The organism is Pandoraea capi, from assembly GCF_902459735.1.
Taxonomy (GTDB): domain Bacteria; phylum Pseudomonadota; class Gammaproteobacteria; order Burkholderiales; family Burkholderiaceae; genus Pandoraea; species Pandoraea capi.
The window spans coordinates 634,840-658,590 of sequence record NZ_CABPRV010000002.1 but is presented as its reverse complement, the minus strand read 5'-3'; the positions used below and the strand labels follow the sequence as shown (position 1 = coordinate 658,590).

The following is a 23,751-nucleotide window of genomic DNA, read 5'->3' as shown; positions in this document are numbered from 1 at the left end:
TCGAGTGCCCTGCACGCGCTCAGAGGCGCGCTTCAATCGTGCCGGACCTTCGAGTCGCCGGCCGCACAACTGACCCATACGATGGACGCGCTGGACAGCAGCCTGAGAACTTGCTCGGCGGGTGCTGTCGAGCTCGACAAGGCGATCGGACGCGTTGAGAAGGCGTTTGCCAAAGGCGATGGCCGGAAGGTGATCGAACGTGCCTTTGCGCCGGATATCGATCACGGCGTGTTCGTCAAACGTCTTGTGCGCAACCACATCACCACATCTCGAACCGGGCTAGATCATGCGCTTGCCTCTCACTCGTATCGTCACCTGGATGGGCAGGCTCGGGGGCTGATCCGTTGCTTGCTGCCAGAGGTGCGCGCCGAAATCGTGCGGCGATGGACGGAACCTGAAGGGTCATCCGTGCACGTGACCGAGGGCAAGGTCGTGGCGCTGGATATTCCGGGCACCGACTTTCGTTGCGCGTTGATCGACGGCGGATTTTCGTCGCTCGGCCTCGATCTGTCGCAAATCGAGGCGACACAATTACTGCTCGCGCGGCCCGAGGGAACCGCGCCGGGCACGACGCTGCTGCAAATGCTGCCGGGGCTGGGGGAGGACCACACGGTCGGCAACTACTTTCTGATCTGCGCGGCGATCGGCTCGGACGGTAGCCTGTTGTCGGGGCTGGATTCGGACGCGGTCTACTCGCTTGCGGCGCAAGCACATGACTTTCTGAAGGATGTTGAGGGCGATGTATCGGTGCGCGAATCGCTCGCCAGATTCTTCAACTGGATGGGCGACAACACCCGTGCGGCGCAATCTCGCGAGATCGCAGCGACGCTGCGTGAGGGGATGGACCCCGGCGACAATCTGCGCCTTGGGGAAGTCGCGCGCGGGGCGCTTACGCCGACCGACGAGGTTCGAGCGTTCAATCAGGCAAGCGTTGCCGAAAACCGGCAATGGGCGGGCTTTCACTACGCGCGCGCTGAGAAACCGAGACTGGCTGTCGACCAGTATCTGAAGTCCGCGAAGGCCTTCGAAGCGGTGCGTCAAAGCGACATGGCGGCGACGATGTACGCCAATGCGGCTGAAAAGATGGCGTCTTATGAGGTTTTTCCAGAGGTGATCGATGTACTTCATGACGCCATCCGATCTTACGGCGGCGCTCATGGCTCGGCGTCCAAGGTCGGGTTGCGCTGTGCCGACGCATTTGCTGCGCGCGGTCTGCATGTCAGCGCGGCGATGACGCATGAATTGCTGGCCAGCCATCTGTGGCCTGAGCGGGAAAGTCGCGACGTTGCAAACCCATCGGACGCGGGCGCTGCCAGCAAAAGGGCGCTTGCCGAGACGCATCTGCAAAAGGCGCGCGAGCTATTTGCCGCGATAGGGCTCTCGGAATCGATGCGCGACCTGCCTGGCCTGATTCGTTTGGCCATTGCCGCGAATCTCGATACGTTGACCTCACAGGAGGGGTTGATCGGAAAGGATTTCGTCGTCTATTTCGAGGGGGCGAGCGACGTGATCTCACAAGAGGGGTTCGATGAGCACGCGTCGCTCGACTGGGTGTTGTTTCGACGAAGCCCTCGGGACGACGCCAGGCAAGTCTATGAGCTCATGACCGAAGACACGCGCCGGGCGTTGATCTCGCGTGGCGGGCGGCATCTCTATCGTCAGGTGCCTTTGGAGGCATCGGATTTCGTCGACGGCGTTGCGGCGCTCGACATGTTGACGACGCAGCAAGCCACCGACGCCTTGAAGGTCGTGCTGAGGTTTGATGACGACAGTGCGTCGACCGACCTGTGATGCCACGTGAATCTCACGCTTGCCTAAGTGGCTAAGCGGCTAAGCGGCTAAGCGCCTGAGCAGCATCTTCGTCCCTGTCCCTCCTGAAACTGGCAGCCTGAGCGATTTGTGCACGCCTGTGACCGGGCGTGGTGGGACACTGCCGTATCGCTATCCATTGCGTTGACCTTGTCGCGCAATGGCCGTGAATGGACGACGCGGAGGCAGGCAATGGTTTGGGAAGTGATTCGTCCTTGGGTGAGTGCGTGTGTTCCCGTCTGGCGGGAGTGCACGCCGGAACCGTCGCTGGACGTCGCGATACAAGCGTTCGATGCGGTATTACAGCAGTGTTCCGCCGGGTCTCATGAAATAGATCGCGCGATCGAGCGGCTTCAGAAGGTTGCTGCGCGCGCCGACAACTGGCGCGTGATCAGCGCCGCTTTCAGGGAAGGCACGGATCGGAAATCCATGGTCGCGAAGCTCGTCAGGAGCCATCTCGTGACATGCGACGTCGGCATGAAGCATGCATTACGCGTCGCGCGCATCAAGACGCTGGGCGACGAGGCGACGAGTGTGGTTCATGCACTGACGCCGGACGCACGTGCGGAAATACTGAGTCGATGGTCAGCACCCGAGCACACCGCTTTGATGATGACGCCGAGCGGTCTGGTCGCGATGGGCATTCCGGGGACGGTTTTTCGTTGTCCGGTGATGGACGGATGCATTTCCCCTGACGGCCTGGGTCTGACGCAGCGCGAGGCGACACAGCTTCTGCTCGCCCGTCTTGAAGATCAGCAGACATCAACCACGGTGTTGGACGCGTTGCCGGAGGCGGCGCCTCGGCAACGCTACGTCGTCGGTAATCTTTTGGCGGAGGTGCTGGGAGCGAATGAAAGTCCCCCGTCAGAGGTCGATCGGGACGCGCTTTATCGCGTTGCGGTGATCGTGCACGACGCACTCAAAGGAAGGAACGATGTCCCGGTTTCGCTTAGTGATCGATTCTCCAGGTTTTTCGCGATAAGCGGCGATCACGCGCGCGCGGCGGAAGCACACGACACTGTGGCGGCATTTCGTCTGCAACTTGTGAGGAAGGAGGCGGGGCTCTCGAGAAAGGTGCCAGAGACGCTTCGCGATGCGCATTGGGAACGGGCGATATTCTATTCCACATCGGCCGCGGCTCGACTCTCGACAGCTGCGTTGCATCTGGCATGCCTTGAAACGAACAAGCCGGAAGAAATACGGTTATGCCTGGCGACCGCGAGACGTTTTCGCGACGCCGGCGATGCGGCATACGCCGTGGCATTTTATGCGCGCGCCGCACAGACCTCGGCGCTGACGAACGCCTTCGGTGAGGTCGAAAAGATCCTCGACGAGGCTCGCGGCGAGGTGCGCGGCGATTACGAGGGGCTGTGCATGATCTACGAGCGATGCGCGAAGACGTTCGAGGCATGCGGGCATCCGTTCGCGGCGGCGTTGCTCCACATGCTGGCCGTCGACTATGCGACAAAGCTACGCGCGCAGGGTGTCGACGTGGCAATCGTAACCCCGCTCGAGACGCACCACCGAAGGCGTGCGCAGGCATGCTTTGCGCGTGCCGACCGAAAGGCGGGGCCAGAAGACATCGGCAGCTTGCTGGCGTTCGCCGCGGGTCCGTTGTGGGGCAAATTGACATCGCCCGATGGGGTGGTCGGACAGACCGCCATTATCAGGTTCAGCGAAGCCTGCGACGCCATTACCTGCAACCCTTTTGATGCCGCACCAGACTCGCGCTGGGTGCTGATGCATCACGGTACGCAGACGACCGGCCGCAAGCTCTACGACTTTGTCACGGAAGCCACCATGCGCGCGCTGATGGCATCCCGGAGCCGGCATCCCAGCCATGACCGTGCTTATCAGCAGTCGGATTTCGTCAGAGGTCTGACGGTCGTGAACATGCTTTATACCGCCGGAAGGCAATCACAGGACGCAGAGCAGGCGCTGCCCTCGGCCGTGATCAAACAGGAGCAGGAGTCGATCGATGATGACAGCAGTATCCGAGGCAATGGGGTGTCCTGACGTCAGGTCTTCGGTGGACGTCTCGCCACACAGCGATCTGTACGATCTGCGACCGGCGATACGAATCGTCGAGGAAGCGGCGAATGTCGTTTTCGCCGGTGCGGCGGAGCTGGATCATGCCATGGGGCGGCTCACATTGACGATAGTCACGCCGCAGGGGAAGCAAACGGTTGCCCAATGGTTCGGTGCCAATCAGGACGATACCGATACGGCGGGCGTCCTGGTGCGGAGCCACCTCGCAACGTTCCCTAACGGCTTTGCTCATCTGGTGCGCAAGCAGACGATTCATCGGGTCGCCGACGATGCCGCGCGGCTGCTGAAGATACTGTCGCCACATACGCGCGCGGCCATGATGCAGCGCTGGTCGATGCCCGGCGACCGATCCCTGCACGTGAGCGCAGACCACTGCATTGCTGCCGACATCCCGGGCAGCGGCTTTCGCTGCCTGCTCATCGGCAAGGCCGTCGGTGAGCGTGGCCTGCATCTCACGCAGGACGAAGCGGTGCAACTGATGCTCGCTCGTCCAGTGGGCGACGATGACGGCCGCACCGTACTCGACATGCTCCCGGCGTTGACGACGCATCATCCGGAGACGACCGCGCACCTGCTACGCGCGCTTATCGATACCAATGGACGTATGCCGTCGACATTGGATGCCGATGCGCTTCACGCGCTTGCGATTTCGGTGTTCGAGGCGCTGCGGCACGATGGACGGCGCACCGTGTTCTGCGAGGCCTGAATCTGGGTGCCTGACTATATACCGTGCGGGCAGCGTTGAGGCGGTACCCTTTGTCGCATCCGGAGACGGATGCACATCGACAATCCCCGGGAACCGGTGAGGCTCCCGGAGAGCAGGCTCAGCGGGCGCTGGCCTCGGCAACTCGCTGTGCGATGTGCGCCAGCGCTTCGTCGACCTGGTCGATGAGGATCAGGCACAGATCGCCCGGTTGCAGGCGGGCCAGTGCGGTATCGATGGCGACGAACTCGCCATTGATCTCGTCGACGTGGCTCGTGCGACGCGCGCTCACCAGACCTTCTTGCAGCAAGCGGATCACCTCGCCGTCTTCGCGTCCGCGCTGGCACTGGTCCTGATAGAGCAGCACGTCGTCGAAGGCGTCGCCGAGGATCTCTGTCTGACGACGGATATCTTCGTCGCGACGATCGCCCGCGCCCGAAATCACCACCGAACGGCGGCGGGCAGGCATCGTCTCCACCGCCTGCGTGAGCGCGGCGATGGCATCCGGGTTGTGACCGTAATCGGCAATCAGCGTCGCGCCCTTGTAATCGAAGACGTTGAAGCGCCCCGGCGCAGTGCCTGCATCGTTCACGAAGGTCACCAGTCCGGCACGGATCGTCACCGGATCGATCTTCAACGCCCAGGCCGCGCCGATGGCGGCCATGGCGTTCTCGACCTGGAAGCCGATGGTGCCGTTGCGCGTGAGCGGAATGGCGGCGAGCGCGTAACGTGTTTCTTCGCTGCCGTGCGACGTCACGATGTGAGCGCCGTCGACATAGACCACACGCTTGCCCTTGGCGCGATGCGTGGCGAGCACCGGATGCGCGGCGTCCACGGCGAAGTAGGTGACGTCGCCCGGGCAGGCGTCTGCCATGCGCGCGACCATCGGATCGGCCGCATTGAGCACCGCCATGCCGCGCGGCGCCACGTTGCGCACGATCACGCTCTTGAGCACCGCCAGATCTTCCACCGTATTGATGTAAGACAGCCCAAGGTGGTCGCCCATGCCGATGTTGGTCACCACGGCGACGTCGCAACGGTCGTAGGCGAGGCCCTCGCGCAGCAGACCGCCGCGGGCGGTTTCGAACACGGCCGCGTCGACGTCGGGGTGCATCAGCACGTTGCGCGCGCTACGCGGGCCGCTGCAATCGCCCGTGTCGATGCGCTGACCGCTGATGTAGATACCATCCGTGCCGGTCATACCGACACGCAACCCTTGCTGGGCGATGAGGTGAGCGATCAGGCGAACGGTCGTCGTCTTGCCGTTCGTGCCCGAGACGGCCACGAGCGGAATACGGCCGTCGTCACCGTCTTCGAACATGGTCGAGACGATCGCTTCGCCTACCGCGCGCCCCTTGCCGTACGACGGCTGAAGGTGCATGCGAAGGCCCGGCGCGGCATTGACTTCCACAATGCCGCCGGCCTGATCTTCGAACGGCTTGATGACCGTTTCGCACACGGCGTCGACACCGGCGATATCGAGCCCGACCTGCTGCGCGGCCGCGACGGCGCGTGCAGCAATTTCCGGATGGACGTCGTCGGTGACGTCGGTTGCCGTGCCGCCAGTCGACAGGTTGGCGTTGTTGCGAAGCACGATGCGTGCCCCGGCGTCCGGTACCGAGTCGGCATTCAGGCCCTGTTTGGCCAGCGTGGCAAGCGCGATGTCGTCGAAACGAATCTTGGTCAGCGACGTGGCATGGCCTTCACCGCGACGTGGGTCGGCGTTCACGGCGTCGACCAGTTGACGCACGGTATGCACGCCGTCGCCAGTGACCTGCGGCGGATCGCGGCGCGCGGCGGCGACCAGCTTGTTGCCGATGACCAGCAGACGGAAGTCGTGGCCCGGAATGTAACGCTCGATGATGACGTCGCGGCTGATGTCCTGCGCAGCTTCGAAGGCTTTCTCGATTTCTTCGCGCGTGCGCAGACGCACGGCGACACCCTTGCCCTGATTGCCGTCGCGCGGCTTGACCACGACCGGTGCGTCGATCTCCTGCACCAGCTTCCACGCGTGTTCGATATCGCGCACGGTGCCGCCGAGCGGCACCGGCACCCCGGCGGCGTGCAGCAGCGTCTTGGTCAGGTCCTTGTCCTGCGCGATCGATTCGGCCACGGCCGAGGTACGGTCGGTCTCGGCTGCCTGAATGCGGCGCTGCTTGCTGCCCCAGCCGAACTGCACCATCGAGCCTTCGGTCAGGCGACGGTACGGAATGCCGCGAGCGACGGCGGCGTACACGATCGAGCCGGTCGACGGGCCGAGACGGACGTCTTCATCCAGATCGCGCAAGCGATAGAGGGCATCGGCCAGATCGAACGGGCCGTCTTCGAGCGCGGCATGGATCAGTTGTTGCGCCAGATCGAAGGCGAGACGCCCGACGGGCTCTTCGCTGTATTGCACGACGACCTGAAAGGTGCCCGGCTCGATGGTCTGCGTGGTATGGCTGAAGGTCACCGGGCAGCCGGCGGCGGCTTGCAGGTGCAGCGCCGTGGTGGCGAGCGCGTCGGCCAGCGACACCGGACGCTCCTCGGCGTCGGGCGTGAGCGCGGGCAGCTCGGGGAAGCGGGCGCGCAGACGGGCTTCGAAACCGGCCAGATTGCCGATCGAGTATTCCAGATCGGTGCACGTCACGATGGCCTCGATGGCGGTGTGACGGCTCCAGAGGTTCGGACCGCGCAGCGCGCGGATACGGGAGACTTCCATAAATTGCAATCCCTGTCTGTCCACTTCGCGTCCCTATATGGCAAATGGTTGGCGAGAAAAACGGCTGTGGCTTGGATATTCGGTGGCTATCTATATAGAGACGGCGGCAGCAGGAAATCCTGTCGGCCGCCGCTCATCATGCATTCGACGCGTCCGGCGTGCTCAGGCGGCCAGCGCCCGCATCGGCTGCCCCATCCACAGATGCACGAGATCGAGCATCGCGGCGGGGCCGCCTTCGTCGGCCTGCAATACGAGCAGGTCGCCGCTGGCGAGCTGGGCCAATGCGGTTTCGGCGGCAGCGCGGCGCTCGCCGGCATCCGTCACCTGAACCTTGCGGCCAGCGGTGTCGATGCCCGCACGCAACTGGGCGCGCGACTCGGCCGACTCACGCTTGCGCGCAATGCTCAGGTCGTCGCACAGCACCACGCTGTCGAACGTTTGTCCGAGCAGCTTGCCTTCGGCCTGAAGGTCTTCGTCCATGCGGTCGGCGCCGGGGCCGTACACCACCGTGCGGCGCTCGGCGGGCAGGGTAGCGAGGGCGGCCGCCAGTGCGTTCAGGGCCGGCGCGTTGTGGGCGTCGTCGACGATGACCGTGGCGCCTTGCTTCTCGAACAGGGTGAAGCGACCCGGGGCATCGACCTGACCGACGTCGAACGTCGTCACGCCGGTGCGCAGAACGTCCAGCGCCACGCCCATCGACCAGGCGGCGGCCACGGCGGCCAGCACGTTCTCGACCTGGAAGCCGACACGGCCGGCATAGGTCAGGGGCATGTTGGCGGTCGCGCCGATGTCGCTTTCTTCCGAGCCGGTCGCGAGGATGACCTGCCCGTTGCGCACGAACACCGCGCGCTTGCCTTCGGCGCGATGCGCCACGATGGCCGGCAGTTGCTCGTCCAGGCCGAAGAAGATCACGTCGCCGTCGCACAGCTCGGCCATTTCCACGACCAGCGGATCACGGGCGTTCAACACGGCCACGCCGTCGGGCAGCACGACATCCACTTGCGTACGCATCACGCTGAACATGCGGTCGACGTCTTCGACGAAATACTGACCCAGATGGTCCGGACGATCGATGTTCGTCACGATGCCGACCTGGCAGCGGTCGTAGGCGAGTCCTTCGGACAGAATAGCGGTGTTGTCGTTCTCGAAGACGGCAGCGGTCACGCCGGCGTTCATCAGGACACGGTTCGCGGCGTCCCAGTTGGCGCGGTCGCCGCCTTGCACCAGACGCTTGTCGAGGAACAGACCGTCGCTGCAAGCCAGGCCGGTATGCTCGCCCGCCAGTTGCAGCAGGTGCGTGAGCAGGCGGGCCGTCACGGTCTTGCCGTTCGTGCCGGTGATGCCGACGACCGGAATACGACCGGCGTCGCCGTCGGGGAACAGGTGATCGACGATGGCGCGGCCGACCGGACGGGGGGCGCCATCGGCCGGCTTCAGGTGCATCAGCAGGCCCGGACCGGCGTTGACTTCGACGATGGCGCCGCGTTGTTCGGCGAGCGGACGGGAAATGTCTTCGGCCACCAGATCGACGCCGGCGATGTCCAGACCGACGATGCGCGCGGCCAGCGACGCATGCGCGGCGACGCTCGGGTGCACGCGATCGGTCACGTCGAAAGCGACGTTGCCGTTGCGCTGGATCAGCACGTTCTTGCCTTCGGGCGGCACGGAATCGGCGTCGAAGCCCTGACGCTTCAGTTCCAGACGGGCCGACGAGTCGATGCGCACGCGGTTGAGCGGCTGGTCTTCCGCACTGCCGCGACGCGGATCGTTATTGATTTGCAGCTCGATGAGTTCGGAGACGGTGTGTTGCCCGTCGCCCACGACGGAGGCCATTTCGCCCATCGCGGCGGCCACGACACGCCCGCCCACGACCAGCAGACGGTGCTCCAGACCCGGCACGAAGCGCTCGACGATCACGCCGTTGCCTTCTTCGAGCGCCACGCCGAACGCCGTGATGACTTCGTCTCGCGTGGTGAGATTGATGAACACGCCACGGCCATGGTTGCCGTCGTACGGCTTGACGACCACGGGCAGGCCGATGTCTTGCGCGGCGTCCCAGGCGTCTTCGGCGCTATCGACCAGACGGCCTTCCGGCACGGGCACACCGCACGATTCGAGCAGTTGCTTGGTCAGATCCTTGTCGCGCGAAATGCTCTCGGCGATGGCGGGCGTGCGGTCGGTCTCGGCGGTCCAGATGCGGCGGGCGGCAGCGCCGTAGCCCAGTTGCACCAGATTGCCGTCGGACAGACGCAGATGCGGGATGTCACGGTCGTCGGCAGCGTCGACGATGCACGCCGTGCTCGGGCCGAGACAGTGTTTGTCGACCAGGCCGCGAAGGTCTTCCACGGCGGCCTCGACGTCGTAAGGGCGGTCTTCGATGGCGGCCATGACCAGATCGCGGGCGGCGAACAGCGCCGCGCGGGTCACGTCTTCATGCCAGGCGCGCACGATCACCTTGTAGACGCCCGAGATCGGGGTTTCGCGCGCCTTGCCAAAGCCGCCGGGCATGCCGGCGAGATTCTGGAGCTCAAGCGTGACGTGCTCGAGAATGTGGCCGGGCCACGTACCTTCGCGCAGGCGCTGGAGGAAACCGCCGCGCTCGCCGATGCTGCAACGATGCTCAATAAGGGTCGGCAGCCACTCGGACAGCCGCTCGGGGAATCCCGGGATCTTGTTGGACGGGAACTCTTCCAGTTCGCCGATATCGACCCATGCCTCAAGCACCGGCCGATATGTCCACATATTCGGTCCGCGCAGCGACAGGACATCGAAAATCTCAATGTCTTTCTTTTTCATCTAAGGCTTTTATTCACGCGTCAGGGCTGGTACGGGAAAGCCGGCGAGGCCGGTTTCAGGCGGCACAGCCGGTCGCGCTTTTACAGTTAACTGGAGGCTTAACGCAAAAAATCCGTAAACGGTTGACAGTCGCAACAATATTTCGATGTTGCACCGTGTCATGCGGGAACTCTGTGCCGCAAAAAGCGTCGCTGTGGTTATACTTGCGGCAATTTTGCGGACCTGACAGGGAAAGTCCGCGTCGATTTTTCTCCGATTGCTCGATGTCCGCCCCTTGAGGACACGTCTGCCGCATCAATGACCGACACCTCCGCTTCAGCGGCGTCACCCGCCGCCACATCGACAGATCCTTCCGCCGCCGCGCCTTCGGCAGTCACGCCGTCCCGCAATGCCGCCGCTGAACCCTGGTACCTCGATCTTTCCGCCCAACTGGCCGATGGCGAGACCGTGCTCGCGTGGCTTACCGTCGATCTGGACGCGCAATTGCACTTCGCCCAGGGCGTGGTCGTTGCCACCGACCGCCGTGTACTCGCGCGCGAGGCGCGTCGCGACACGCCGTCGGGCGTCTGGCAGGCGTGGCCGTACCGTGCGGATCTGACGCTGACGCATACGGACCATGCGGGCGTGGGCTCGCTTGAGCTGTGCGACGCAAGCAGGAAGCTCGCGAACTGGCGCTATACGCTGGGTCACAATCCGGCGGCGCTCACGTTGATGGATACGATCGTGCGCCAGCGCGACGCGCGGGTCGCCGGTCACGCCGCGAGCCACGAGCCGGAGGAGGTGGGCGTTTGCCCCATTTGTCAGGCGGAACTGCCCCCGGGGGCTGAAGAGTGCCCGCAATGCAATCCGGAAACAGAAGCCCCGCCGTCGACATGGGCATTGCTCAGATTGTGGCGCTTCGCCCGTCCGTATCGCTTCCAGTTATTGTCCGGTTTCCTGCTCACGCTTTGCGCCACGGGCGCCACGCTGATCCCGCCGTATCTGACGATGCCGCTCATGGACAACGTGCTGATCCCGTTTCAGAACGGCAAACCGATCGATTACCACCTGGTGGGAATGTATCTGTCGGGGTTGCTGGGTGCCGGACTGGTCGCCTGGGTGCTTGGCTGGGCGCGTACGTACTTGCTCGCCAAGGTGTCTGAGCGGATCGGCGCCGATCTGCGCACGGCCACGTATTCGCACCTGCTGCGCCTCTCGCTGGAGTACTTCGGCGGCAAGCGGACCGGGGATCTGATGGCGCGCATCGGGTCGGAGAGCGACCGCATCTGCGTCTTCCTGTCGTTGCACTTGCTGGACTTCGCGACCGACGTGCTGATGATCGTGATGACGGCGATCATTCTCGTGTCGATCAACCCGTGGCTGGCGGTCGTGACACTGGTGCCGCTGCCGTTCATCGCCTGGCTGATCCATCTGGTGCGTGACCGGTTGCGCCATGGCTTCGAGAAGGTCGACCGTATCTGGTCGGAAATCACGAACGTGCTGGCCGATACGATTCCGGGCATTCGCGTGGTCAAGGCGTTTGCGCAGGAAAACCGCGAGGTGGCGCGCTTCAAGGAAGCGAACCGTCATAACCTCGTCGTCAACGACCGGGTGAACAAGGTCTGGTCGCTGTTCTCGCCGACGGTCACGTTCCTGACGGAAGTCGGGTTGCTGGTCGTCTGGATCTTCGGTATCTGGCAGGTCTCGAAGCATGAGATCACGGTGGGTGTGCTCGCCGCGTTCCTGACCTACATCAGCCGCTTCTATACGCGTCTCGATTCGATGAGCCGCATCGTCTCGGTCACCCAGAAGGCTGCCGCCGGCGCCAAGCGCATCTTCGATATTCTCGATCACGTCTCGAACGTGCCGGAGCCGGTCAATCCGGTGCATCTGAAGGAAGTGAAGGGCGCCATCGACCTGCGCGACATCGGCTTCCGTTACGGCAATCGCGCGGTGATCCGGGGGATGGATCTGCGCATCGCGCCGGGCGAGATGATCGGTCTGGTCGGGCACAGCGGCTCGGGCAAGAGCACGCTGGTGAACCTGATCTGCCGCTTCTACGATGTGGCCGAAGGCTCGATCCAGATCGACGGTGTGGATATTCGCGCGCTGCCGGTCTCGGACTTCCGTCGCAACGTCGGTCTGGTGTTGCAGGAGCCGTTCCTGTTCTTCGGCACGATTGCGGACAACATCGCCTACGGCAAACCTGAAGCCACGCGCGCCGAGATCGTGGCGGCCGCGCGTGCCGCACACGCGCACGAGTTCATCCTGCGTCTGCCGCATGGCTACGATTCGCTTGTCGGCGAACGGGGTCAGGCGCTCTCCGGTGGCGAGCGTCAGCGTATTTCGATTGCCCGCGCGTTGCTGATCGATCCGAGAATTCTGATTCTGGACGAAGCGACGTCGTCGGTGGATACGGCCACGGAGAAGGAAATTCAGAAGGCGCTGGACAACCTCGTCAAGGGCCGCACGACGATTGCCATTGCGCACCGTCTCTCGACGCTGCGCAAGGCCGATCGCCTCGTGGTGCTCGATCGCGGCAAGATCGTCGAGGTGGGCAATCACGACGAACTGATCGCGCGCGAAGGCGCTTACTACAAGCTTTATCAGGCGCAGCAGCGCAACGTCGACACGGATATCGACGCCGTCGTCGAGTCGGCCGAAGCCGCCGCCACGGTGGCTGCGGTCACCGCCGCGCCGGCGCAGCCGCTCTCCGTCAACTGATCGTCAACCGAACCGTTCGCGAAGCCATTTATGCAGATCGATTTCACCCTCTCGCGCAACGCCTTCGGACGTCTGGTGCTGACCGACGCCGAGGGCGTCGCCCATGAAGGCGTCGTGCCCGTGCGCGCCTTCCCGATTGCCGCGCCGGACGAAGGGCTCGCGCTCGTGAGCACCGAAGGCCGCGAACTGGTCTGGCTGGACTCGCTCGACGGCCTTCCGGAGGACATGCGCGCGCTGGTGCGCGACGAGCTGGCGGCGCGTGAATTCATGCCGGAGGTGCTGTGCATCAAGGGCGTGTCGACGTTCGCGACGCCGAGCACCTGGACGGTCGAGACGAATCGCGGCGAGGTCTCGTTCGTGCTGCGCGGCGAAGAGGACATCCGGCGTCTGGGTGGGCAGACGTTGCTCATCACCGACAACCACGGCATTCACTTCCTGATTCGCGATTCCGCCGCGCTGGATAAGCCCAGCCGCAAGATTCTCGACCGTTTCCTCTGACGTCTTCCGAAGGCTTCTTGCACGATTCGGGTTACCGCACTTCGCCGTACCTCCCGGCACTGGTAAAATCCATGCTTTTGATTTTGCGGTGATGCCGATGTGGTTCAAGAATCTTCAGTTGCACCGAATTCCTGCCGGTTGGTCCATGAGCGTCGCGCAAATGGAAGAGGCGCTGGAAAAGCACGCCTTCCGTGAGGGCGGCAGCCTCGAAATGCAGGTGCAGGGCTGGGCGCCGCCGCGCGATGGCGGCGAACTCGTGCACAGCATCAATCGTCAGTTCCTGTTGGCCTATCGTGCCGAAAAGAAGCTGTTGCCGACGACCGTCGTCAATCAGGTGACGCGCGCCAAGGCCGCCGAACTCGAAGAGCAGCAGGGCTTCAAGCCGGGCCGCAAGCAGATGCGCGAGCTCAAGGAGCAGGTCACCGACGAACTGCTGCCGCGTGCGTTCGGCATTCGTCGCGATACGCGCGTGTGGATCGATCCGGTGAACCGCTGGCTGGTGATCGATGCCGCGTCGCCTGCGAAGGCCGACGAAGTGCGCAGTCTGCTGCTCAAGACGCTCGACATCATTCTCGAGAACGTGGAATTGAACGAGGCGCCGGTCGCCGTGATGACGTCGTGGCTCGCCGGTAACGACGCGCCCGCCGGGTTCACCGTCGATCAAGACGTGGAACTGCGCTCGAACACCGACGAGAAGGCTGCCGTGCGCTACGTGGCGCACCCGCTCGATGGCGCAGACGTGCGTCAGCACATCGAAGCCGGCAAGCGCTGCACCAAGCTGGCGATGACGTGGAACGACCGCATCTCGTTCGTGCTGACCGACGCGTTCATCATCAAGCGCGTGACGCCGCTCGATATCATCAAGGACGCTGCCGATCCGACGGCCGAAGGCGAGGCCGAGAAGTTCGATGCCGATGTCGCGCTCATGACCGGCGAACTCGCCCGCATGCTCGACGATCTGGTCGAGGCCGTGGGAGGTGAACGTCAGATGGACAAGGCGGCATAACGTTACTCACGTCACTTACGTCACTGACGCTTCGCCGGAACCGTTCGCCGAGGCTGGACAGGCGACAGGTTCCGACGACACCAACGCCGCGATGCCCCGTTCTCCATGGGGCACCGCGGCGTTTTCTCATCCGGTGCGCAATGCCGCCGAGATCACGATTGCGTGGACGGATCGATCAGGTAGACGCCTTGCGTCAGCGCCTGTTTGACCGCGCGCGTCTTCTCGTCGACGCTGACTTCGAGTTCACCCGCCTCGATGGCCGCGTAGGCCTGACGCACGACGTCCGACGGTGCGGTTTTCTCCACGTCGAAGCCGCTCGTGAGATCGGTATCGATGTATCCCGCGTGCAAACCCACGACCTGCGTGTTTTGCTTGCGAAGCTCATGACGCACGCCGTTGGTCAGCGACCATGCGGCCGACTTCGTAATCGAGTATTCGGGGATCACGGGCGAATTGACCCAGCTCACGATGGACAGCACGTTGAGCAGCGCGCCGCCGCCGTTGCGGCCCAGAACCGGGGCGAATGCCTGCGTCATGGCCAGCACGCCGAACAGGTTGGTTTCCAGCGTCTTACGCAGTAAGTCAGCAGAACCGGGGCGCGTGAGCCCTTCGGAGACGCTGGCGATACCGGCGTTGTTGATGAGCAGGGTGACATCGCCCGCGAGTTCGGCCGCAGCGGCCACGTCCTGCGCGTTGTTGACGTCGAGTTTGACGGGAATCACGCCCGGCAGCGTCACCTTCGACGGATCGCGCGAGCCGGCATAGACCTTCTTGGCGCCAAGCGCCAGCGCCTGTTTGGCGAACTCCAGTCCCAGACCACGGTTCGCACCGGTGACGAACACGACGGCATTTTCGATCTTCATTTCATTGCTCCAGCAAGGTAGGTGGGCCGAATGGGCCGTAGCAACGGCAGGTGAATTCGGTTACAGTTCATGACAATGGTGGTCGCCATCGTCAACTTGGGTGGATTGTGCAAACTGCGCGGGCACTTGTCAATGGTGATCGACATTGTCTTTTTTGATGACGCCGATAGTGGCGATTGGGTGTTGGTTGGGGCGTCGATGCGTCCGGCACGTGCCGGGCACGCCTCGTCGCCCTGGCGGCTAGCGGCAAAGGAGCAGAAATGGGCATTTCACGGGAACAGGCAGCGGAGAATCGGGAGGCGATCGTCAGTGCGGCCGACCGGTTGTTCCGCGAGCGCGGTGTCGATGCCGTCGGGCTGACGGCGTTGATGAAGGAGGCCGGATTCACGCAAGGCGGCTTCTACAACCACTTCAAGTCGAAGGACGCGCTCGTCGCCGCCGTGATGGCGCGGGCGATGGCGGCCAACGAGGAATTGCTGGCGCAGAGCCAGGCGGCGACGGCGTCGGGCGGGAAACCGAAGACGAGCGTCGACAAATATCTTTCGACGGCGCATCGCGACGACGTGGCGTGCGGTTGCCCGATGGCGGGCTTTGCCGGGGATGTGCCGCGTATCGGCGATGAAGCGCAGGCCTGCTACGCGAAAGGACTCGCAGACTCGCTCGAACACATGACGGCGGCCGGCGTCGCGCAAGGGCTGACGCGGGAGCAGGCGTACCAGCGCGCCATGGCGCGATTCGCGCAGATGGTGGGTTCGCTGGTGCTCTCGCGGGCGGTGGTCGGTGCCGATCCTGCGCTATCGGAAGCGTTGCTGGGTGCAGGGCGTGAGGCCATCACGGCCGCCGATGCACGCGGCGCGAATGGGTGAGCGCGATAAGGGGGGCAAGGCGCCTGGGGGCGAGGCGGCAAGGGCATCCAGAACATCGTGCAAGAGGATTCACCCGCTATCAACGGCTGACGCGTTGCCGCCAGCGAGAGGCTCCGTCAGTGTTGAGGCCAGCGCCAGGTCGCGCGCAACCGGTCTCGCAGGAAGTCGACGAACAGGCGCGTTCGCGGCGCAAGGTGGCGGCTGTGCGGGTACACGGCATGCAGCGGTGCCGCCGGAATCCGCAGCGCCGGCAGCACGCGGGTAAGGCGACCGGCCTGAATGTCGTCGCCGACGTCCCAGATCGATTTCTGCGCGATGCCCGCCCCATGCAGCGCGAGTTCATGGGCCGTGTCGCCATCGTCGACGACATACGTGTCGGGCACCTGAACGCGCAACGTTTCGGATTGCGAAACAAATCGCCAGTCGCCATGCGGAACGTTGCCAAAGAGAATGCAGTCGTGATGCCGCAAGTCACCCACGTCTTGCGGGGTGCCGCGCAGCGCCAGATAACCGGGGGACGCGACGAGCACCCGATAGTTCGGCGCCAGCTCCTGAGCGACGAGACTTGAGTCGGGCAGGGTGCCCACGCGAATGGCGACGTCGATGTTGTGGGCGACGAGATCGACCCACAGGTCGTTCAGCGACAGATGCACCTTCACATCGGGATGCTGTTCGCGAAATGCGACGAGCAATGGCGTCAGATGACGACGCCCGAACGCGCGCGGCGCGCTGATCCGCAGCACGCCGCCAACGGTGCCTGCCTGGCTCGTCATCAACCGTTCGGTCTCTGCAATCTCCGCCAGAATCCGCTGGCAACACGCGTGGAAGACCTGTCCCTCCTCGGTGAGCGCCTGCTTGCGCGTGGTGCGGTTGAGCAGGCGTACGCCGAGGCGCTGTTCCAGCAGCCCCAGGCGTTTGCTGACGACCGCAAGCGACAACCCCAACTCACGTGCCGCCGCTGACATGCTGCCCGTTGTGACTACTCGGTCGAAGAGGGTGAGGTCCAACGTCTGTTCGATCATCGTGGTGCGATTCTCAATGTGGCGAAGAGAGTCATTCTATTTTTCTGGGGATTATCGTCTTCTCTGATGAGGATCACAATAAGCCCATGCCATCACCGAGGGTTCGGTGGTGACGCGGTTTCCCCCTCATGCTTCGTCCTCATTCTGGAGTCACATCATGTTCAATTTCGAAGGTCAGCGCGTGCTCGTGATCGGCGGCAGTTCCGGTATCGGCCGTGCCGCGGCACAAGCGTTTGCCAAGGCCGGCGCGGTCGTCACGATCGCTTCGCGCAGTCAGGCAAAGCTCGACGATGCGCTCGCGACGATCGGCAGTACCGCTCGCGCCGTGGTGCTCGATACCGGTGACGCGGCGGCTGTCGAACGATTCTTTGCCGAGCATGCACCCTGGCAGCATGTCGTGATTTCCGCCGCACAAACGCCCACCGGACAGGTGCGCAAGTTGTCGCTGGAAGACGCGCACGCCGCATTCGACAGCAAGTTCTGGGGGACGTATCACGTTGCCAGGTTTGCGCGTATCGAAGACGGCGGTTCGCTCACGCTGACCTCGGGGTACCTGAGTGTGCGACCCAATACGTCGTCGGTCGTGCAGGGCGCGATCAACGCCGCTGTCGAAGCGCTAGGGCGCGGGCTGGCGCTCGAAATCTCACCGGTGCGCGTCAACACGGTATCGCCGGGACTGACGATCACACCGCTGTGGGACAAGCTGTCCGAAGCCGATCGGGAGGCGATGTATCGCAGTGCAGCGCAACGGCTTCCGGCGCGTCGGGTGGTGGCGGCCGAGGACGTGGCGAATACGATTCTGTATCTCGCCGGCACGCCGAGCGCGACGGGCTCAACGGTGCTCATCGACGCCGGCGGCGCGATCGCCTGACATCTCGTCGCAGCCCTCTGCCAAGCCTTGGAAAGGCAGGAAGATGCTGCGTTGCGACATCTTCCGGGTCCTGATCTTGCGTACATTTTGACGTCACGCAAACGCGGTATACCCGAATCACTTTCGGGTACCTATTTCGATAGGGATTGCCTAGAATGAAATCGTGCCATCCCGCCATATCGAAGTTAGGAGGCCGCTATGCTTACAGGGAGCTTGATTGGGATGTTCGTGATCGCGCTGGTCGTCGGTGCAGCGGTGGCCTGGCTGGCAGATCGCAACTGGTGCAAGGAGCACCCGGCGGCACGCCAAACCTGGCGTCGCCACCGTCGTGATGTCCGGCACGGCTGAACCGTGCCGACGGTCGGGGAACGCTTCTGGGAAAGGACTTCGGAAAACGTTCAGGACCAATGAAAAGCCCGCCTTCCGGCGGGCTTTTTTGCGACTAAAGACACCTTAACAACTGGCTGGGCGCTCAGGCAACGGCCTGAAGGAAGTACTTGCCCTGGACGGTCAGACGCGGCGACTTCTTCCCCGCTTCCAACTCTTCCCACTCGATCAGTTTGCTCTCGAGCAACGATTCGAGGTCCGGGCGATCCAGCTCCACTTGCTCCGGAGCTTCCTTGACCAGCATCAGGGTGGCAAATTCATGATGACTCAGCATCTTCGTCTCCCGGTTTGCGGTTCCACAGGGGGTCCCTCGTCAGGGACTTTAAGGATAGGTCACGAAAAAGACGCTTGCGCGACAAAATTCGTACTTTCGATGCTGCTATGCAGCACTTCTCGTGGTGGACTTTCCCACGCACAGGATAGGCCGTGGTAATGACATTGGCATGTCAATCGTCTAGCATTTCCCGCCGCATCTAACGTATACAAAATGCGGTGTCATATTGCGATGCAGCAATGACGATTTTTGGGCAATTTGCGGTGATGCCCTACTTATTAGCGGTTTGCTGGGGCCGAAGGGGCGGTAGAATGGCCCAATTTGCCAGCAATTCGCGCACACCAACCTGACATGCCGCAAAAGAAAACGCCGTACTTCGAGTTACGCAGCGGTGCCGTAGATACCCTGCATTTCGTTGTCAAGACGCCTGAACTGGATACCTTGCGCACCGAGTTGGCGCAACGTTTCGAAGCGACCCCGGAGTTTTTTGCTGGCGACACGGTCGCCATCGACGTACGGCGTCTGCCCGGTGACGAACGCGTTGCCGTGCCTGCGTTGGCCGAAATGCTGGCCGAATTCCGCATGAAGCCGATCGGCGTGGTCGCCAACACCGAGCAAGCCGATTGGGCGGTGGTGGGCGGTTTGCCGCGACTGGACAGTCAGGAGCGTCACGAGCGCCGTGCACCGCGTGCGAGCCGCGAGGCCGAAGGCGCGACCGAGACGGCCGTCGAGTCGGTCCAGACAGCGCCGACGCCGGTCGTCGCCGAGGCCGCCGTAATTGCGTCGACCATCATCGACAAACCGCTGCGTTCGGGCCAGCAGGTCTATGCGAAGGGCGATCTGATCATCCTCGATCTTGTCAGTTATGGGGCCGAGGTGATCGCGGAAGGTAATATTCACATTTATGCGCCGCTGCGGGGGCGGGCACTGGCAGGTGTGAAGGGCAAGCTCGATGCGCGCATCTTCTGTACCTGTCTGGAGCCCGAGCTGATTTCCATCGCCGGGATTTACCGGACTGGCGAATATGCGCTGCCGCCTGACGTGCAGGGGCGGTCGGTGCAGGTGCGGCTGGTAGACGACAAACTGATTTTCGAGCCCCTCGGGCTCAAATGATTCGTAGCTAATTTCATCCTCAAGTTTGGGAAGGCATCGACAGATGGCAAAAGTGATTGTGGTGACCTCTGGCAAGGGTGGTGTCGGCAAGACGACGACCAGCGCCAGCTTTTCCGCCGGCCTCGCCTTGCAGGGGCACAAGACGGCAGTCATCGATTTCGACGTCGGCCTGCGCAATCTCGATCTGATCATGGGTTGCGAGCGCCGCGTGGTGTACGACCTGATCAACGTGATTCAGGGCGAAGCGAACCTCAATCAGGCGCTCATCAAGGACAAGTCCTGCGAGAACCTGTTCATCCTGCCCGCCTCGCAAACGCGTGACAAAGATGCGCTCACGCAAGCTGGCGTCGAAAAGGTCATCAAGGACCTCGCCGACATGGGCTTCGAATACATCGTGTGCGATTCGCCGGCCGGTATCGAGTCGGGCGCGCTGCTCGCGATGCACTTCGCCGACGAGGCGCTCGTGGTGACGAACCCCGAAGTGTCGTCGGTGCGCGATTCGGATCGCATTCTGGGCATTCTGTCGTCGAAGACGAAGCGCGCCATCGAAGGCAGCGAGCCGATCAAGGAGCATCTGCTCATTACGCGTTACAACCCGAAGCGTGTGAACGACGGTCAGATGCTGTCGCTGGAAGACATTCAGGAAATTCTGCGAATCAAGCTCATCGGCGTGATTCCGGAGTCGGAGTCGGTGCTCCATGCCTCGAACCAGGGTACGCCCGCCATCCATCTGGACGGCACGGACGTGGCCGACGCGTATCGCGACGTGGTGAGCCGATTCAAGGGCGAAGACAAGCCCATGCGCTTTACCGACTATCAAAAGCCGGGCCTGTTGCAGCGCATTTTCGGCTCGAAGTAAGGAGCGCCCATGTCCTTCCTGTCTTTCCTCCTGGGGGAGAAGAAAAAGACCGCCGCCGTTGCCAAAGAGCGCCTGCAAATCATTCTGGCGCACGAACGCGCGGGCTCGTCGCCGCCGGCCGATTACCTGCCGGCACTGCAACGCGAGCTGGTCGCCGTCATCTCCAAGTACGTGAAAATCGCGCAAGACGACATCAAGGTCAGCGTCGAGCATCAGGACAACCTGGAAGTGCTCGAAGTGAAGATCGAACTGCCGCAGACCTGAATGGTTGACGGCACCGGCACGCGCCGCATGGCGCAGCCGGTGAATAGTGCCGGATGTGCGAATACGCGAAAGCCCGCCTCCCTGGAGAAAGGGTGGCGGGCTTTCGTCGTCGTTTTTCCTTAGTATGCCGCTGCGCCGCTCAGAACTTGTAGTCGGGGTTTTTCGGATCGAAGGTCGCGTCTGTCCACTGTTCCTTGCGAACTTTCTCGAAGCGCATCTCCTCGGTCTTCTGACCGGAGGCATCCCACGCCTCGATACCGCGCGGCCTGCCTGTCTTCAGGTCTAACAACAAGCGCGACTTGCTGGCGTAATGTTGCGGCGGCCCGGAGGGCGCATTCCACTCCAGCGCCAGCACGCGAACGCCATTCACTTCGGAAACCGATATTTTGGCGGGCTTCCCGCTCAGTCCGGCCGCCCGGAAGCTCCTGCCGTCGTGTGCAATCTGTTCCGCGATGAAGCCGAAGCCCAGATCACGCACGGTGTGGTTCGACTGCGAGCGTGCGAGTGTGCCGTCGATACTGCTCCAGATCGACGTGAAGCCAAGAATGCCGCCAAGATGGCCGTACATCTCCTTCGGCCGCTTCGTCTCGTCGTAAAGGATCTCCTGACCCGCGTGGGCGCCATCGGGCAGCCACTTCGCGTACACCTGCAACGGGTTTTCGCGAACCTTCACGAGCATGCGATCGGGCGTGGTCTGCCACTGGTCGTTGATGCGTTCGTGGCGCGTGAGCTCGTATTGATACTCGGGCAGGGCGGCGGCCTCGGCCTTCAGGAAACGCACGAGGGCGTCCGGCGCAATGGTTTGCACATCCGCGACGATCTGGTCATCGCGCATCTTCGCCAGTTCGCCGCTCTTGATCGTGCGCGAGAGCCACTGCGTTTGCGCCGCGACGGACAGGGCGGCCAGTTTGGCGACGTCGGCGTCTGCGCCGGCAGCACCAGGGGTACCGGCAGCACCGGCAACATTGGCAGACGCGCTGACGGGGCTTTGCGCCGAGGTCGCTGAGGCCGCAGGAGGGGCGGCGCTGGTCTGGGCGACGGCAGGCGACGCCGCCACCGTACCCAACGCATACACAACACCGGCAACGAGCGCCGTCGGCATCAGCGCAAGCGTCAGTGCCATGCGACCGAGGCCGCGTGCGCCATGGCAGACGCGACAGACCTGACGACGCGCGGGCGAAGCAGCGTGGCGGGGCATTGCGTTACCTCCCCGAAAACGGCGTCGACGCGGCCGCGTTCGGCGCAGGATCGCGAAGTTCGCGCCGCAGTATCTTGCCGACGGTTGTCTTGGGCAACTCGCCCTGCCGGAACTCGATGATGCGCGGCACCTTGTAGCCGGTCAGATGCTTGCGACAGTGCGTCGCCAGGTCCTCAGCGCTCAGCAACGGATCCTTCGCGACAACCACGAGTTTCACGCGTTCGCCCGCCACCGGATCGGGCACGCCCACGACCGCAGCCTCGCGCACCCCCGGGTGAAGCATCACCACGTCCTCGATCTCGTTCGGATAGACGTTGAAACCCGAGACGAGAATCATGTCCTTCTTGCGATCGATCAGCCGTACATAGCCGCGCTCGTCCATGACGCCGACGTCGCCCGTGAGCAGCCAGCCATCGGCGTCGAACGTCTTTGCCGTTTCCTCGGGGCGATTCCAGTAGCCGCTCATGACTTGCGGGCCACGCACGCACAGCTCACCCGGCTCACCGATGTCGGCCCAGGTGCCGTCGTCGCGCTTGAAGCGCACGTCAGTCGACGGTGCGGGCAGGCCGATGGAGCCGGTGAAGTCGAAAGCGTCCATGTGTGCGATATCGACCGGATTCATCGTGACGATCGGGGAGCATTCGGTCAGGCCATAGCCTTCGATGATCGGCTTGCCCGTGACTTGCTTCCAGCGCTCGGCTATCGCGCGCTGGGTCGCCATGCCGCCCGCAAGCGAAAGCTTCAGTTTCGAGAAGTCGCGGGCACAGAAATCCGGGTTGTCGAGCAGGCCGTTGAATAGCGTGTTCACCCCCGTCACACCCGTAAAGGTTTCGTTGCGAATGATGTACACGACCTTCTTCACGTCGCGCGGATTCGCGATCAGGATGTTGCGTCCGCCGAGGCTCATGAAGACGAGGCAGTTCACCGTGAGCGAAAGAATGTGATACATCGGCAGCAACGACAGATTCACTTCGATTTCGCCATCGAGCTGATCGGCGGCCCACGCCTCGGTTTGCAACAGGTTCGCCAGCACGTTGCCGTGTGAAAGCATGGCGCCTTTGGCAACGCCGGTGGTGCCGCCCGTGTACTGGAGGAAGGCGAGGTCTTCTCGGACCAGCGGCACCGGCGTGACTTTCAGGGCAGCACCTTCGGTCAGCGCGCGGCGCAGCGGGATCGCTTGGGGAAGATCGTAGGCCGGCACCTGTCTGGCGACGTGGCGCATGAGGAAGTTGACCGCACGCCCCTTGGCGTTGATGCCCGGGCCCAGCAGATCACCGATTTGTGTGACGAGTACGTTGCGTACCGGCGTGCCGTCGATCGCATCCTGCAAGGTCTTCGCGAAGTTTTCGAAGACGACGATGGTCTGCGCGCCGCTGTCGTTCAACTGATGCTTCAGCTCGCGGGCCGTGTACAGCGGGTTGACGTTGACGACCACGGCGCCGGCGATGAGGGTGCCGAACAGGCAGATCGGATACTGGAAGCAGTTGGGCATCATGAGCGCGACGCGCTCGCCCTTTTTCACGCCTTGCGCCTGTAGCCACGCGGCGAACGCGTACGCCTGACGCGACACTTCGGCGTAACTGATTTCACTGCCGAGGCTCACGAACGCAATGCGCTCGCGATACTTCCCGATCCATTCGTCGAAGGCCTGCACGAGCGACGTGTAGCGATTCACGTCGATGTCGGCGGGCACGCCGGGAGGATAGGCGTTGAGCCACACACGTTCCTGCTGGACGGCTTGATCCATCGTTGTCTCCGTTGATATGTCT

General features: G+C 63.2%; 19 protein-coding genes. 12 read left to right on the top strand and 7 right to left on the bottom strand.

The genetic code is table 11. The features are described from left to right. Window positions 1–81: 81 nt before the first annotated feature. From PCA20602_RS06285 to PCA20602_RS06275, 3 genes are all read left to right on the top strand, one after another. Entirely contained in the window at window positions 82–1,791 is a 1,710-nt protein-coding gene (locus tag PCA20602_RS06285) for a hypothetical protein (RefSeq protein ID WP_150720447.1), read from the top strand. 210 nt (window positions 1,792–2,001) lie between these two features. After that, window positions 2,002–3,825 (top strand): hypothetical protein, encoded by a 1,824-nt coding sequence (locus PCA20602_RS06280; RefSeq protein WP_150720446.1) that lies wholly within the window; start codon window positions 2,002–2,004, stop codon window positions 3,823–3,825. Further along, the gene (locus tag PCA20602_RS06275; protein WP_150720445.1) at window positions 3,788–4,564 is read left to right on the top strand and encodes a hypothetical protein; all 777 of its coding nucleotides are present in this window, start codon (window positions 3,788–3,790) and stop codon (window positions 4,562–4,564) included. The genes PCA20602_RS06280 and PCA20602_RS06275 overlap by 38 nt, the downstream gene beginning before the upstream one ends. A 118-nt stretch (window positions 4,565–4,682) precedes the next feature. Here PCA20602_RS06275 and cphA (PCA20602_RS06270) read toward each other — a convergent pair whose 3' ends face one another. Then, window positions 4,683–7,262: a cyanophycin synthetase gene (gene cphA, locus PCA20602_RS06270; RefSeq protein WP_150720444.1), complete on the bottom strand. Its 2,580-nt coding sequence runs from the start codon at window positions 7,260–7,262 to the stop codon at window positions 4,683–4,685. Between the two features lie 162 nt (window positions 7,263–7,424). Next, on the bottom strand, window positions 7,425–10,058 hold the full coding sequence (gene cphA, locus PCA20602_RS06265) for a cyanophycin synthetase (protein ID WP_150720443.1): 2,634 nt from the start codon (window positions 10,056–10,058) through the stop codon (window positions 7,425–7,427). Between the two features lie 297 nt (window positions 10,059–10,355). On the opposite strand from cphA (PCA20602_RS06265), the gene PCA20602_RS06260 reads away from it, so the two are divergent. From PCA20602_RS06260 to PCA20602_RS06250, 3 genes are all read left to right on the top strand, one after another. Next, on the top strand, window positions 10,356–12,761 hold the full coding sequence (locus tag PCA20602_RS06260; protein WP_246182053.1) for a cyanophycin metabolism-associated ABC transporter: 2,406 nt from the start codon (window positions 10,356–10,358) through the stop codon (window positions 12,759–12,761). 30 nt (window positions 12,762–12,791) lie between these two features. Then, window positions 12,792–13,259 (top strand): cyanophycin metabolism-associated DUF1854 family protein, encoded by a 468-nt coding sequence (locus tag PCA20602_RS06255; RefSeq protein ID WP_150720442.1) that lies wholly within the window; start codon window positions 12,792–12,794, stop codon window positions 13,257–13,259. Window positions 13,260–13,356: 97 nt separating this feature from the next. Continuing rightward, on the top strand, window positions 13,357–14,265 hold the full coding sequence (locus PCA20602_RS06250) for a recombination-associated protein RdgC (RefSeq protein WP_069343779.1): 909 nt from the start codon (window positions 13,357–13,359) through the stop codon (window positions 14,263–14,265). Window positions 14,266–14,417: 152 nt separating this feature from the next. On the opposite strand, the gene PCA20602_RS06245 is transcribed toward PCA20602_RS06250, so the two are convergent. Next, complete coding sequence (locus PCA20602_RS06245; protein WP_150720441.1) at window positions 14,418–15,128, bottom strand: SDR family oxidoreductase; 711 nt, start codon at window positions 15,126–15,128, stop codon at window positions 14,418–14,420. A 260-nt stretch (window positions 15,129–15,388) separates the two neighbouring features. On the opposite strand from PCA20602_RS06245, the gene PCA20602_RS06240 reads away from it, so the two are divergent. Beyond that, window positions 15,389–15,994, top strand: coding sequence for a TetR/AcrR family transcriptional regulator (locus PCA20602_RS06240; protein WP_150720440.1), 606 nt, complete (start codon window positions 15,389–15,391; stop codon window positions 15,992–15,994). Window positions 15,995–16,110: 116 nt separating this feature from the next. On the opposite strand, the gene PCA20602_RS06235 is transcribed toward PCA20602_RS06240, so the two are convergent. Then, entirely contained in the window at window positions 16,111–17,016 is a 906-nt protein-coding gene (locus PCA20602_RS06235) for a LysR family transcriptional regulator (protein WP_150720439.1), read from the bottom strand. A gap of 157 nt (window positions 17,017–17,173) precedes the next feature. On the opposite strand from PCA20602_RS06235, the gene PCA20602_RS06230 reads away from it, so the two are divergent. Both PCA20602_RS06230 and PCA20602_RS25545 read left to right on the top strand, forming a co-directional pair. Then, the gene (locus tag PCA20602_RS06230; protein WP_425495639.1) at window positions 17,174–17,887 is read left to right on the top strand and encodes an SDR family oxidoreductase; all 714 of its coding nucleotides are present in this window, start codon (window positions 17,174–17,176) and stop codon (window positions 17,885–17,887) included. A gap of 198 nt (window positions 17,888–18,085) precedes the next feature. Continuing rightward, window positions 18,086–18,235 carry a hypothetical protein gene (locus PCA20602_RS25545; RefSeq protein ID WP_174980844.1) on the top strand — a complete coding sequence of 50 codons (150 nt, stop codon included), beginning with the start codon at window positions 18,086–18,088 and terminating at the stop codon, window positions 18,233–18,235. Window positions 18,236–18,359: 124 nt separating this feature from the next. Here the strand turns inward: PCA20602_RS25545 and PCA20602_RS06225 are convergent, their stop codons facing one another. Beyond that, the gene (locus PCA20602_RS06225) at window positions 18,360–18,548 is read right to left on the bottom strand and encodes a hypothetical protein (RefSeq protein WP_044456015.1); all 189 of its coding nucleotides are present in this window, start codon (window positions 18,546–18,548) and stop codon (window positions 18,360–18,362) included. Between the two features lie 351 nt (window positions 18,549–18,899). Between PCA20602_RS06225 and minC the strand changes: the two genes are divergently transcribed. Genes minC through minE form a run of 3 tightly spaced genes read left to right on the top strand, consistent with a single transcriptional unit; the run spans window position 18,900 to window position 20,784 of the window. Further along, entirely contained in the window at window positions 18,900–19,661 is a 762-nt protein-coding gene (gene minC, locus PCA20602_RS06220) for a septum site-determining protein MinC (RefSeq protein ID WP_150720438.1), read from the top strand. 43 nt (window positions 19,662–19,704) lie between these two features. After that, a complete protein-coding gene (gene minD, locus PCA20602_RS06215) occupies window positions 19,705–20,520 on the top strand; it encodes a septum site-determining protein MinD (RefSeq protein WP_069343771.1) in 816 nt (271 codons plus the stop codon). A gap of 9 nt (window positions 20,521–20,529) precedes the next feature. Then, window positions 20,530–20,784: a cell division topological specificity factor MinE gene (gene minE, locus PCA20602_RS06210; protein WP_010808102.1), complete on the top strand. Its 255-nt coding sequence runs from the start codon at window positions 20,530–20,532 to the stop codon at window positions 20,782–20,784. A 139-nt stretch (window positions 20,785–20,923) separates the two neighbouring features. On the opposite strand, the gene PCA20602_RS06205 is transcribed toward minE, so the two are convergent. Together PCA20602_RS06205 and PCA20602_RS06200 are read right to left on the bottom strand one after the other, a co-directional pair. Beyond that, window positions 20,924–21,982 (bottom strand): DUF1571 domain-containing protein, encoded by a 1,059-nt coding sequence (locus PCA20602_RS06205; RefSeq protein WP_246182052.1) that lies wholly within the window; start codon window positions 21,980–21,982, stop codon window positions 20,924–20,926. A 4-nt stretch (window positions 21,983–21,986) separates the two neighbouring features. Then, window positions 21,987–23,729 carry an AMP-binding protein gene (locus tag PCA20602_RS06200; protein WP_150720437.1) on the bottom strand — a complete coding sequence of 581 codons (1,743 nt, stop codon included), beginning with the start codon at window positions 23,727–23,729 and terminating at the stop codon, window positions 21,987–21,989. Window positions 23,730–23,751 lie beyond the last annotated feature (22 nt).

What these genes read in the sequence shown, in the direction of transcription:
- PCA20602_RS06285 (WP_150720447.1), top strand. Translation starts at nt 82, where the DNA reads ATGGACGCGCTGGACAGCAGCCTGAGAACTTGCTCGGCGGGTGCTGTC.
- PCA20602_RS06280 (WP_150720446.1), top strand. Translation starts at nt 2,002, where the DNA reads ATGGTTTGGGAAGTGATTCGTCCTTGGGTGAGTGCGTGTGTTCCCGTC.
- PCA20602_RS06275 (WP_150720445.1), top strand. Translation starts at nt 3,788, where the DNA reads ATGATGACAGCAGTATCCGAGGCAATGGGGTGTCCTGACGTCAGGTCT.
- cphA (WP_150720444.1), bottom strand. Translation starts at nt 7,262, where the DNA reads ATGGAAGTCTCCCGTATCCGCGCGCTGCGCGGTCCGAACCTCTGGAGC.
- cphA (WP_150720443.1), bottom strand. Translation starts at nt 10,058, where the DNA reads ATGAAAAAGAAAGACATTGAGATTTTCGATGTCCTGTCGCTGCGCGGA.
- PCA20602_RS06260 (WP_246182053.1), top strand. Translation starts at nt 10,356, where the DNA reads ATGACCGACACCTCCGCTTCAGCGGCGTCACCCGCCGCCACATCGACA.
- PCA20602_RS06255 (WP_150720442.1), top strand. Translation starts at nt 12,792, where the DNA reads ATGCAGATCGATTTCACCCTCTCGCGCAACGCCTTCGGACGTCTGGTG.
- PCA20602_RS06250 (WP_069343779.1), top strand. Translation starts at nt 13,357, where the DNA reads ATGTGGTTCAAGAATCTTCAGTTGCACCGAATTCCTGCCGGTTGGTCC.
- PCA20602_RS06245 (WP_150720441.1), bottom strand. Translation starts at nt 15,128, where the DNA reads ATGAAGATCGAAAATGCCGTCGTGTTCGTCACCGGTGCGAACCGTGGT.
- PCA20602_RS06240 (WP_150720440.1), top strand. Translation starts at nt 15,389, where the DNA reads ATGGGCATTTCACGGGAACAGGCAGCGGAGAATCGGGAGGCGATCGTC.
- PCA20602_RS06235 (WP_150720439.1), bottom strand. Translation starts at nt 17,016, where the DNA reads ATGATCGAACAGACGTTGGACCTCACCCTCTTCGACCGAGTAGTCACA.
- PCA20602_RS06230 (WP_425495639.1), top strand. Translation starts at nt 17,174, where the DNA reads ATGTTCAATTTCGAAGGTCAGCGCGTGCTCGTGATCGGCGGCAGTTCC.
- PCA20602_RS25545 (WP_174980844.1), top strand. Translation starts at nt 18,086, where the DNA reads ATGCTTACAGGGAGCTTGATTGGGATGTTCGTGATCGCGCTGGTCGTC.
- PCA20602_RS06225 (WP_044456015.1), bottom strand. Translation starts at nt 18,548, where the DNA reads ATGCTGAGTCATCATGAATTTGCCACCCTGATGCTGGTCAAGGAAGCT.
- minC (WP_150720438.1), top strand. Translation starts at nt 18,900, where the DNA reads ATGCCGCAAAAGAAAACGCCGTACTTCGAGTTACGCAGCGGTGCCGTA.
- minD (WP_069343771.1), top strand. Translation starts at nt 19,705, where the DNA reads ATGGCAAAAGTGATTGTGGTGACCTCTGGCAAGGGTGGTGTCGGCAAG.
- minE (WP_010808102.1), top strand. Translation starts at nt 20,530, where the DNA reads ATGTCCTTCCTGTCTTTCCTCCTGGGGGAGAAGAAAAAGACCGCCGCC.
- PCA20602_RS06205 (WP_246182052.1), bottom strand. Translation starts at nt 21,982, where the DNA reads ATGCCCCGCCACGCTGCTTCGCCCGCGCGTCGTCAGGTCTGTCGCGTC.
- PCA20602_RS06200 (WP_150720437.1), bottom strand. Translation starts at nt 23,729, where the DNA reads ATGGATCAAGCCGTCCAGCAGGAACGTGTGTGGCTCAACGCCTATCCT.